The 10,941-nt window shown below is 67.8% G+C and carries 8 protein-coding genes and 1 pseudogene; 4 read left to right on the forward strand and 5 right to left on the reverse strand.

All coding sequences use genetic code 11. The features are described 5' to 3' along the window. Positions 1-323 (reverse strand): annotated as a pseudogene (locus AC1D1G_RS34005) (Fe-S oxidoreductase); the annotation flags it as partial. Positions 324-943: 620 nt separating this feature from the next. On the opposite strand from AC1D1G_RS34005, the gene AC1D1G_RS34010 reads away from it, so the two are divergent. The 4 genes from AC1D1G_RS34010 to AC1D1G_RS34025 all read left to right on the forward strand — a co-directional run bounded on the left by AC1D1G_RS34010 (position 944) and on the right by AC1D1G_RS34025 (position 4,127). Further along, positions 944-1,375 carry a hypothetical protein gene (locus AC1D1G_RS34010; protein ID WP_418339511.1) on the forward strand — a complete coding sequence of 144 codons (432 nt, stop codon included), beginning with the start codon at positions 944-946 and terminating at the stop codon, positions 1,373-1,375. Between the two features lie 291 nt (positions 1,376-1,666). After that, positions 1,667-2,338 carry a DUF8020 domain-containing protein gene (locus AC1D1G_RS34015; protein ID WP_477955526.1) on the forward strand — a complete coding sequence of 224 codons (672 nt, stop codon included), beginning with the start codon at positions 1,667-1,669 and terminating at the stop codon, positions 2,336-2,338. Positions 2,339-2,688: 350 nt separating this feature from the next. Further along, positions 2,689-3,429: a DUF8020 domain-containing protein gene (locus AC1D1G_RS34020; protein ID WP_477955517.1), complete on the forward strand. Its 741-nt coding sequence runs from the start codon at positions 2,689-2,691 to the stop codon at positions 3,427-3,429. Next, entirely contained in the window at positions 3,426-4,127 is a 702-nt protein-coding gene (locus AC1D1G_RS34025; RefSeq protein WP_477955518.1) for a DUF8020 domain-containing protein, read from the forward strand. Before AC1D1G_RS34020 ends, AC1D1G_RS34025 begins: the two co-directional genes overlap by 4 nt. 431 nt (positions 4,128-4,558) lie before the next feature. Here the strand turns inward: AC1D1G_RS34025 and AC1D1G_RS34030 are convergent, their stop codons facing one another. The 4 genes from AC1D1G_RS34030 to AC1D1G_RS34045 all read right to left on the reverse strand — a co-directional run bounded on the left by AC1D1G_RS34030 (position 4,559) and on the right by AC1D1G_RS34045 (position 10,807). Continuing rightward, positions 4,559-5,869 (reverse strand): S1 family peptidase, encoded by a 1,311-nt coding sequence (locus AC1D1G_RS34030; RefSeq protein ID WP_477955519.1) that lies wholly within the window; start codon positions 5,867-5,869, stop codon positions 4,559-4,561. A 237-nt stretch (positions 5,870-6,106) separates the two neighbouring features. Beyond that, a complete protein-coding gene (locus AC1D1G_RS34035) occupies positions 6,107-7,426 on the reverse strand; it encodes a S1 family peptidase (RefSeq protein WP_283333488.1) in 1,320 nt (439 codons plus the stop codon). A 112-nt stretch (positions 7,427-7,538) separates the two neighbouring features. Continuing rightward, a complete protein-coding gene (locus AC1D1G_RS34040) occupies positions 7,539-8,708 on the reverse strand; it encodes a hypothetical protein (protein WP_477955522.1) in 1,170 nt (389 codons plus the stop codon). A gap of 155 nt (positions 8,709-8,863) precedes the next feature. Next, on the reverse strand, positions 8,864-10,807 hold the full coding sequence (locus AC1D1G_RS34045; RefSeq protein ID WP_477955523.1) for a LuxR C-terminal-related transcriptional regulator: 1,944 nt from the start codon (positions 10,805-10,807) through the stop codon (positions 8,864-8,866). Positions 10,808-10,941: the final 134 nt, after the last annotated feature.

Raw genomic sequence — 10,941 nt, forward strand, 5'->3', positions numbered from 1 at the left:
GTGTTACCGACCAGCGGCCAGTGGAACGCCGGGTCGAACGTCTGCCCGTACGCCTCGAACCACACGATGRCTCCGAGCATGAACCCGACCATGACCAGCCAGTGAGCCCAGCCGACGGTGCGGAACTTGCTCATGCGGGTGTGCGCGATGAACTCCACACACATCTGCTTGAAGCGCGGGAAGAAGGGACGCCATCGGTCCGGGGCCGACTGGCCGATCCGGACGACGTTGACCATCTTCAATGCGCCAGTGATGAAGGAGAACCAACATACGAGGCTCAGCAGCACGCCGATGGTGCCCAACGTGATCGTCAGGGCATTCATGTCGCGGCCTTTCGTTTCAGGGCGGCAGGGCGGCCACCTCGGGACTGCTCGTGATCCTAACGCTTGCTAAGTTACCCGCTAGTAACTTATTCAGTGTACCTGCGGGTAACTTACCGGCGCTCAGCGGGATCTCTGCAGCTCGGGCGCCGATGGGGCATGTGGTGCATGCCACAATCGGACTTTCTGTTCGCCACGTTAAAGGGTCGGAATCGCGGCGTTCACCCAAGGTCGCCCTAACTTCGGCCGGCTGCCGCCGGAAGCGGTACCCGCCTGCTTCGCGAGAGGGCTCCGGCGGTCGTTTTCGTCACGAATTCGACGCGTTTGCATTGCGACCGGATAACGATGGGCAACTATTTCGGGTGCTCACGTCGACGCTGCCGAAATCCCTCCCGGGTGACGTAATTCAGGCCGTGCAATTCGCGCGAATTACACCCATTTGAATCGCTACTGATCGGTAACTTGCGGGTGTGATGAATTTTTCGTCAATGAACATTTCGGCCGTGATTCCGCTGTTACTCTGAGCGTGTTTTCCGGCCCTGGCCAGCGGTCACACGGGGGGCCGAGCAGTGCACTTCGATCACACCAGAACTTCGTCGGGACGCTCCTGAAATGAGGCATCAATGATCGTGAGACAAGCTGCAGTCACGGCAGGGATGGCGGTCGCCGCCATGGGGCTTGCTGCCGGAGTGTCACATGCAGGACCGGTTCCGGCGCCGGCGCCGGCCGTGACGTCCACGGCACCCGGGACGCTTCCGTTCAACGACGTCGCGTCCCGTGAGGAGAACGACAGGGCGTTCGCCCAGTTCGGTGCGCAGGTCGGCATCGCCGTCACGGTCGGAAGCCTGGTCGGAACCATTGCCGGGGCCGGAATCGGCTGTATCGCAACACTTCCCGCTGGCTGTGTCGCCGGACTGGTGACCGGAGCCGGTATCGGCGGGGTTATTGGAACCATCGTCGCCGGCGGCCCGACTCTCGGCGTCAGCGCATATCAGTTGTGGGAGACGTACAACGCCGCTCCGGGGACGTCGATTTACGCGGACAGGGACGAGTAGGGCCCTTACGTCAGCACCCGGCCCCGTCGTGTCTCGCACGGCGGGGCCGGGTCGTGTGTGGGGCCGCGCTCAAAGAAACCGACCGGTTCCCCGCTTTTTGTGGGAATAACTACACCAGCGACTGGTGCCATTCTTCAAATTCGGTCGGAGTCCCGTCCCGGGGCGAAATTTCATAACCCCTCGCCGACTATTATTTCGGCACTTTTCTCGAGTCGAGTCTCAATTGGGATCTATCACATCAGCAAGTTACTGTTTAGCAACGGATGGGGTTGGACTTATAAGGGGAACCGAATGAAGTTGCGTCGAGTCGTCACGACATCGGCTTTGGTGGCGAGTATCTTCGCCACAGGATCTGGGCTTGCGATCGCTGATCCGGCCGAGCCTCAGGGGCAGATCGGCTACGAGACTCACGTTGAGGATCGTGCCGTTGTCACGAAGATCGATGCAGGTGCATTCGTCGTGTCGTCGGATGGGCAATCTGTTGCGCTCGAAGACGGTGCTGGAAATGCCGTCGTCTCGCTGCCCCTCGCGTACCGGTTCGACGGTCTGCAGTTCCCCTTCGAAGAGAAGGTCAGCGAGGACGGTAAGACGCTCACGTTGACGCCGGTCGTCGATCGCGCACAGGCGACGCCGATCGCAGACGCTGATCTCCCGCTGCACGATGTTGCTTCGGTCGAAGAAAACACCCGTGCGCAGGCCAATTTCGGTCAGCAACTTGCACTGGCCTCTGCGGTCGGTGGGCTGGCCGGCACTGTCGTGGGAGGCGCGATCGGATTGGTCGGCCTGATTGCGGGGCCCGTGGCGCTGGCGACCGTCCCGGTGTTCGCGGCAGTCGGCGCAATCGCCGGAACCGTCGTAGTCGGTGGGCCGACGCTCGTCATTGCGGGTATCCAGCTGGCCCAGACGCTTGCGGCGCCCGAGGGCACCACGATCTGGGCAAAGAACGACAAGAAGGCGAAGTAGCCAGTTGTCAGGGCGCAGGCGCCCAGGAGAGGTGTGAGAATCCATGGCGGAACTGTTTGGCATCCTGGCCGACATCTTTGGCTACGTGATCACAATCGTGACGGTCGGACCGAAGCTGCTCTGACGTCTTCACGAGAGATGTGAGCAGGCCTACCTGTATGGCGAAGTGGGTGAAGTAGCCGCACCCCGCAGTACCTCGAACCGCCCGCCTCCCTTCGGAGGCGGGCGGTTCGTCCTTGTGCGGCCTCGCGGAAGTGAACCTCGTCACACCGACGGAGCTGACCTGCCTGGTGAGCCCATGCTTAGGCTAACCTTCGTCCGTCACAGCGCTGCTCTCGAAACGGATCTCGATGAACCTCCGACGGTTTACTGCCACCTCCCTGCTCGTCGTCGCGGCGATGGGTGTCGGGGCGGCCACGTCATACGCTGATCCGGCCGCCGCACCCCAGCCGGGTACGGAACAGGGCATCCCGAACATCAACTACCAGACCGCCCGCGACGGTGACGCCGCTGTGGCCACCCTCGACGCCGGCGCCTTCTCGATCAACGCCGCGAACGACACCGTCGACGTGGTCGACGACGGCGGCCGCGTCGTCGCGTCCATTCCCACGTTCTTCCGGGTCGACGACCTGCAGCATCCCTTCGCCGTTGCGGTCGACGAGACCGCTCGCGTCCTGCGACTCGTCCCGAACATGGATCCGTCGGCAGCGACCCCCGTCCCCGTGTCGGAGCGGCTGACCCTCGACGACGTCGCCGCACCGCAGGACAAGCAGGAACGCGACGACCGCGCACTCGACGACTTCCAGCAGCAGCTCGGGATCACGAGCGCGATCACCGCGATCGTCGCCGCCATCATCGGCGGGGCGATCGGTTGCGCGATCGGTGTCATCCCCGGCACGGCCGCGTTGGTGATTCCATTTCTCGGCCTCGCCGGCCCGGTGGCCGGATGCATCGGAGGTGCGCTGATCGTCGCGCCCGTCGTCGCGCTTGCCGGCACCATCGTCGTCGGTGGTGGCGCCCTGGTGGTTCTGGGAATCCAGTACTTCAACACCATCAACAGCCCGTTCGTCGCACCGGAACCCACGGCATGAGCGGCCGGTTCGCACGGAACCTGCGGGCCGTCACCGGAGCAGCGTTCCTCGTCGTCGCGGCACTCGGAATCTCCGCGGGGACCGCACACACAGCTCCACTGGCGCAGCAGGATTCGTCCGACATCGGCTACGAGGCGCACGCCGAGGGGGAGTCCGTCGTCACGTCGATCGACGCGGGCACCTTCCGGATCACCGACACCCGGGAAGCGATCGAGGTGGTGGACGACGGCGGCAAGGTGGTGGCTGCGCTGCCGCTCACGATTCGCGTCGGCGACGCCGTCTATCCGATCGACGCCGACCTCGACGGGCGGACGGTGACGCTCACCCCACACGTTCCCGCCGACGTCGCGTCGGCCCTGAAATCGGTTGCGCAGGACGGTTTCGACACTCAGGAAGAGCGCGACGATTCGGCTCTCGCCGACTTCAACAGCTACCTCGGTTACGCGACGCTGATCGGCGGCCTGATCTTCGGTGTGATCTTCGGTGCCGTGGGTCTCGCGGTCGGGTGCGGCCTGTTCGCCGTGACCGTGATCGGCACGCCGGTCGGGTGCCTCGGCGGGCTGCTGGCGGGATTCGCCGCCGGCGGGCTGGCGGGAACCATCTTCGTGGGCGGCGCCGCACTGGTGATCCTCGGAATCCAGTACCTCGTCACCATCAACACGCCGTTCGTTCCACCCGCGCCCGAGCCCACCACCTGATCACTTCCCGCGCGCTCGGTAGCCGTCGAGGAAGGCCGCGACCCCGTCAGTGACGATCGCCGACGGCGCGGTCCGGCCTCCTGCCAGGCGTCGAGCGCGGCCTGCGGGAAGTGGGCAGCCTCCGCGTTGAACTGCCGAACCATAGCGAAATGGTCCGCGAAATCCCGGGTGGGGATCGTGACCCACTCACGGCCGAGTGCGACGAGGTCCGACTCGAGGTCGTTCACCTCACCGAGGTGGCGATCGATCATGTCCGTCTGGCTGTCGGCCACCCGCGTCGCGCTGTCCTCGATCACTGCGGAAAACAACTGTTCCTTGCACCACCCTGCGCGACGCGCGAGCGGTCCGGCCCTACGCGGCCCGAGTGCACGACCGACGACAACGGCCCGCCTCCCGAGAGGGAAGCGGGCCGCTGTCGCAGGCGGAGTGCGTTACGAGGTGCGCACGCGCAGACCCGGGTTCTCGGCCAGCACCTCGTTGATCGGCGTGGCGAACAACTCGGGGCTCTCGCCGAGGACGAACGTGACGACGTCCGCGACCTGGCAGATCGGGTACTGCCCGACGTTGGACGCGCTCGAGATTCCGAGTGCCAGCGTGCCGGTCACGATCGTGCCGCCGCTGTCGCCCTGCAGGGCGCACATGCTCGTCGAGAAGCTGTCGGCCAGCGTGCGCTCACCGACCGAGACGGTCTGTGCCACGGACGTGACGACACCGCACGTGAAACCGGTGGTCAGACCCGACTTGCACACCGGGGCGCCGACAATCGGGTCGGCGGTTCCGGTGATGGCGACCGGCGCGGCGCCGGGAACCCGGACGCCGTTGTTCTCGAACCGGCGTGCGGCGCTGTCGTCGGCCCGGATGATCGAGTAGTCGTGGATGTCCAGGCTGGTCTTGGCGAACGTGCCGATCCGCGGACCGGTGCCACCCGGGACCAAAGAGAACGCCTCCGACGCCTCCGAGGTGCCGGCAGCGTCCCGGTTGGGGTCGCAGTGTCCGGCCGTGATGTTCACCGGGCCGCCCGAACTGTCGGTGCCGTTGAAACCGAGCGAGCAGCGCAGCCCGACTCCGCCGCCGAGCGAACCGTACGCGTCGCCGCCCAGCAGGGCGTCGGCGGGGAGCGGTTCGGCGATGGGGGTGAGGTCGGTGGACGGCAGCGGAGCGGCCGTGGCGGGCGACTGCACGACGCGTGCGCCCTTCAGGAAGTCCGGAAGCTGCAACCCGCCCACGTTGTCGGCGCGGAGCACGAGATCGTTGTTCACGATGTCGATGGCCACACCGCGAACGAGATCCGCGACGGCGGGCGGCTGGGTGTCCAGCCAACCGTCGAGCGACTTCACCTGAGCCTGCAGGCTGCTCTCGCTCTGTGCCACATCCTTCACCTGGAAGCCGGCCTTCTCGGCCGCGGCGACCGCAGCGTCCTTGTCGGCGCCGTCGGCGAGCCCGACGATCGGGGTGCCGGCCTTGTCGAGCCAGGTTCCGGCGAACGCGTCCGGGAACTGGGTGCGGGCGGTCTTCGCGAACTCGGCCAGCTTCTGGCCCAGCTCGGAGTGCTCCAGGTACTGGTCCGGGCTCAGCGACAGATCACGCTGGATCGCGTCGATCAGTTCCGCGGGAAGCTTGCCGGCCTGGCCGGACACTCCGGGCTCGACCGGATCGGCCTGAGCGGAGGCGGCGACCGGGCCGAGGAGCAGCAGCGCGGCGGAGCCGAACACGGYGGCACGACGTGCGATGGAGCTTCGCATGGGGGCCTTTCTATTTTTGTTTGTTCGCAGTCGCCTCGCGGGCGCATACGAATACGACCCCCCGACAGGTAAGGCCGTACACAGTCGGAGTCGACTATATGGGTTCGCCCCGTCTATTCCCACCTGTAACACTCTCGGTGGACGACGCTGCAGGACAAAGCGGACACAAGGCCGGAACACACCTGTGCCCGGTGTCCGAGCGAACGGACACCGGGCACAGGGTGAAGCGGGGCAGAACTAGTCGGAGATGGTGCGCACGCGCATCCCGGATCCGAGCGTGTCCACGATGTCGGCGACGGGGATGCCGAGGCTGGCGGTGCCACCCTCCGGTGCCAGCACCAGGTTCGCCTCCGTGCAGTTGGGGGCGCCACTGGCGTTGGAACCACTGGTGATGCCCAACGCGAGGGTTCCGGTGACGATGGCGCCGCCGCTGTCACCCGCGAGGGTGCAGGCCGTGCCGGCGAAACCGTTAACCACGCGGCTCGAACCGTCGGCGACGAACAGTTGCGTCTCGACGTGATCGGCTGCCACCACACCACACGTGAACGACGACGTCTGGCCCGACTTGCAGATCGGGGCGCCGACGACGGGCCGGGCGGTGCCGGTGATCTCCAGCGTGGTGCCGTTCGCGCCACGAACCGCGGGACGGTCCAGACCGGCCTTGACGCCGGCCTCGTTGAGCTTGATCACCGAGTAGTCCAGCTTGTCGGCCGGGTTGCCCACCGACGACTTCGAGAAGGCGCCGATCTGCTGGCTGTCGTCGACGTTCTGGTGATTGGGAAGGAACACCGGCGACGGCTGACCCTCGGCGGGGTTGCAGTGTCCGGCGCTGATGTTCACGGCCTGGCCGCTGTCGTCCACGGCGTTGAAGCCCAGCGAGCAGACGGAGATCTCCGAGATCGGCGTCTTCGGCAGCTCACCCGCGGTGGTGATGTAGGTGTCACCGGCGAGGGGACCGCGCTCCACCGGACCGCCGCCGCCGGGGCTCAGCATGACCTTGACGTTCGCAAGCAGCGTCGGCAGGTTCAGCGCCTGGCCGATGGGGCTGTTGACGACGTCGATGACGACGCGGTTCTCGAGGACGTCGATCGACGCGGAGTTGACCTGGGAAGCCACGTCCTTCGGCAGTCCCGCGATCCAGCCGTTCACGTCGGAGAGGGTCTTCTCCAGGCCGTTCGCGGACACCGGCGCAATGCGGGTGTCGTACCCGGCCTTGGCTGCGGCGTCGGCGGCCTCGTTCGTGGTGACCGCGACGACGGGCTGGCCGTCGAGGCCGATCCAGGCCCCGGCGAAGTCGTCGGGATGCTGCTCCCGGAAGTCCTCGGCGTAACTGCCCAGCTCCTGTGCCTTCGCGGCGCGGTCGAGGTACTCCTGCGGGCTGATCTTCAGGTCGCGGGTGATGGCCTCGACGAGTTCGGCCGGCAACTTGTCGGCGCTCAGCTGAGTGGTGTCGGGCTGCGTAACAGGGTCGGCCTGGGCGGCAGTGGAAAACGGAAAGAGAAGAAGCATTGCCGAGGCGCCTACAACAGCGGCGCGGTGCGCCAGCACGTTACGCATGAAATCCCTTCTGCACGGAATCCGTTCACTGAGGATTCCTTCTGGGGTGGGTATCAGCGCCCCACCTTAAGCTACGGACGAGTCAGACGGTCGGGGAGGTGTGACCAGAGCCTCACTCACCTGGGCTTTTGAGAGCAGGCTTTGCGGGCGTGGTCGTGGTGGTGGTCGCGGCCGCGGGTTCCTTCAGCGTGGTCGTCGTGGTTGTCGTTGAGGTGGTGGTCGTCTCCGGCGGCGTCGTCGTGGTCGTCGCGGCGGTCGTCGTCGTGGTGGTGGTCTGCGTGACCGTGGTGATCGAGGGAAGCGTGATCACCGGCGTCGTCGTCGGGGGCGGAGGCGGCGGCACGAACACGGATGTCGTCTCCACCGGTGCAGGCGGCGGAGCGACCGGGACGGGGGCCTGAACCTCCGTCGTCACGGCCACCTCCTGCGTGCTCGCCGTCGGCAAGACAACGGAAGCGGCCGTCGTGGGTCGTGCGCTGGACGTCGTCACCGACGCGGTCTGGGCGTCCTGGATCGTCGGGACCGCGGTGCTGCCGTTGCCGGTGAGCGCGAACGCGAGCGCCCCACCTGCCACCACCAGTGCGGCCGCGGCGACACCGGCGATGATCAGCGGCCGACGGTTCRTGCGCTTGGCGGGTGGCGTCGGTGTACTCGTGGGAGCGGACGCCTCGGTCTCGGCGGGCGGATACGCGGCAGCGGCCGCGGCCGCGGCTGCGGGCACCGCCGTCACCGCGGAGTACGCGGTGTGCATCGGGGCCTCGACGACCGGAATCGACTCGGTGTCGGCGCTCGTGTCCTCGTCGGTCAGTGCCAGCCCGGCCGCCAGCAGTGCCGCGCCGTGGGCCGGGGACTCCGGCGAGGCGGCGAGCGCCACCGACTCCGGGATGAGCGTTGCCTCGCCCAGACCCATGTAGTCGAGGGATTCGCGCAGCTTCGTGACGATCTCCGGCGCCCAGTCCGACGGATGGGTCGCGGTGACCCTCACCGTCCCCGACAGTCCGTCCGCGGCCTCCCGGAAGAGGCAGAACATCGCCGTCGCGACGAGGTCCTCGGCGCGGGTCAGCGAACCCGCGTACTCGATGCCCGCGGGCTCACCGACGCGGGCCAGGAAGTCGCGGACGGCGCCCRTCGATTCCGTGCCGGGGTCGCCGAGCTGAACCGTGCCGTCCGGGGCCGTGAACAGGACGGACGGGTGTTCGATCGTCCTCACGTCGGTTCCGGAAGCGGTCACCACCGCTGTGGAAACCGCATCGCCGACGGTGAGTCCGACTCCGGTGGTCATGAAAGATCCTTACTGGCACAGTTCGAGGGAGTGCGTCATCGCACCATGTGCACAGTGTGTCGCCTGCCGCGGTCGAATGGTTACACCGGGCGCTGCTGCGCCTCCGGCGCCCGTGAGTACTTATTAACCACCCGCGGTTAATAAGTACTCACGGGTCAGGAGTCGGCGGAATACCCGTGGCCCATCGCACGCAGCATCGACAACAGCTCGGACCGCGACCCGGCGCCCAGCCGCCGCCGGATCCGCGCGACGTGGTGCTCGATGGTCTTGGCGGAGATGTAGAGGCGCGACCCGATCTCCCGGTACGTCAGCCCCTGGACGAGCAGTTCGGCCACCTCGGCCTCGCGGTCGGTGAGCGATCCCGGTGTGCTCGGACTCGACACGACCGCGGAGTCGGTGCCGTTGCCCGCGGACGTCGGCTGCCGCAGGGCCCTCGCGACCTGCAGGAGCGTGGTCGCGACCCTCGTGTCGGACGCGCGCAGCGCGGCTTCCCCCGCGAGGCGCGCACCGTCCCACGGCAGGCCGATCCGGTCGAGGGTGCGGGCCGCGTCCTCGACGGATGCGGCATCGATGTCGCCCTGCAGCACACGCAGCCAGGCGCGACCGGCGGTGGCGAGCCCGGACGCGTACGTGCTGACCTTGGCAGCCTCGCCGAGTGCGCGGGCGTGGGGCATCAGATCTGCGGGGCATTCGGCGAGGATCGAGGCCTGCACGCCGTACCAGTGCAGCGCCGAACCCCACATCGCCGGCTCGCCGAGCGTCCGCAGCAACGATTGCGCGTCCTCGACGAGGTGAGTGATCCGGGCGGGTTCGCCGACCCGGATCGATGTCAGCCACAGTTCGCCGAGCGGCAGCAGGCTCAGCAGGTCCACCGAGTACTCGGCGAGCATGCCCTGCGCGCCCGCCCAGGCCTGGAGCAGTGCCGCGTTGTCGCCGGTGCGCCGGGCCAGCCCGACCCGCAGGCCGTGGACGAACAGCAGATCGCGTTGCCGCATCGACGCGGCGTCGAGGCCGTCGAGCCGGGACTGCGCCGCGGCGAGGTCGCCGCGGACCATGGATGTCCAGGCGGTGAGCAGCTGATGCCGGTTCGCGGTGACACTGCCGGGCCGTTCGGTCTCCCGTGCCCGGGCGAGGACGGCGTCCGCGTGGGCGAGTTCGCCGCAGTGGAGCGCGGCGAGGGCGGTGATCGCGGCGGGGGAGTCGGGAAGCACCCGTGGCCGGGACGCGCGACCGGGCAGCGACAGCGCACGCGTCAGTGAGTTCAGTGCGGCGTTGGCGGACGCGGTCACCGATTGGACGAGTCCGGTCGCGACGAGTGCGGCTCCGGCGGTGGCGGCGGTGGGGGGTGCGCCCGCGCTGGTGGCGAGGACGGCTTCGGCGTCGTCGAGTCGCCCTGCCACCACCAGGACGGCGGCCGCGAGGGAGGCGTCGGCGCCCGCCCGGTCGGCGCCGAGCCAGGCGTACAGTTCGGCGCTGCGATCGATCATGCCGCAGAACGCGGCGCCGGCGGCCGAAATCCTGACCGCCGCAGCGAGTTCCGCATCGCCGACGGTGCCGGACCGTTCGAGGACCGAATCGGCCAGGCCGACCGCGGTGTCGAGGTCGCCGTTCAGGGCGCTGGCCTCGGCGTATGCGACGACGGCACTGTCGCCGAGCCTGCCGACCCGGCAGGCTTCGGAATACAACGCGACGGCGGTGGCCGGTTCGGCGAGTTCGGCCTGGGCGCAGAGAAATTGGCTCAGATCGTCGCTCGGTGTGCCGGTCGCGGCGATCGCGCGGGCGACGGGAAGCGTGAGCGTTCCGCCGTCGACGTGATGGGTGAGCAGGCGGCGAGCGAGCGTGGTCAGCCGGTTTTCGCCGAGCGTTGTCGTGAGATGCGTGTGGTCCGCCAGAACCAGCGCGTCCCGTTCGTCGACCCAGCCGTCCGCGCGGAGCGCGTCGACAGCGGCGCGGGCACGGTCGGGTTCGACGTCGAGTACTCGGGCGACCACGGTCTCGTCGAGGTCGCTGCCGAGCAGAACCAGTGCGAGAGCGGACAGTTGCGGGCCGTCGAGCTCCGCGAGTTCCGTGGGAGGAAGCGGTGAGGGCAGCGTGGACACCGGCGCCCTATCCGCCGTTGCCGAGGACGCCGGGCACCAGGCCGGTGACTCCGCCGACGACGCCACCGACCGTGTCGCCCACTCCGTCGACGGTGTCACCCACCGCGCCGGCGCCGCCGACGATGGTGTTGGCG

The organism is Rhodococcus sp. P3_B8, from assembly GCF_056402775.1.

Excerpts from the sequence above, each read along its gene's own strand:
- AC1D1G_RS34025 (WP_477955518.1), top strand. The coding sequence starts at position 3,426 with ATGAGCGGCCGGTTCGCACGGAACCTGCGGGCCGTCACCGGAGCAGCG.
- AC1D1G_RS34010 (WP_418339511.1), top strand. The coding sequence starts at position 944 with ATGATCGTGAGACAAGCTGCAGTCACGGCAGGGATGGCGGTCGCCGCC.
- AC1D1G_RS34015 (WP_477955526.1), top strand. The coding sequence starts at position 1,667 with ATGAAGTTGCGTCGAGTCGTCACGACATCGGCTTTGGTGGCGAGTATC.
- AC1D1G_RS34035 (WP_283333488.1), bottom strand. The coding sequence starts at position 7,426 with ATGCGTAACGTGCTGGCGCACCGCGCCGCTGTTGTAGGCGCCTCGGCA.
- AC1D1G_RS34020 (WP_477955517.1), top strand. The coding sequence starts at position 2,689 with ATGAACCTCCGACGGTTTACTGCCACCTCCCTGCTCGTCGTCGCGGCG.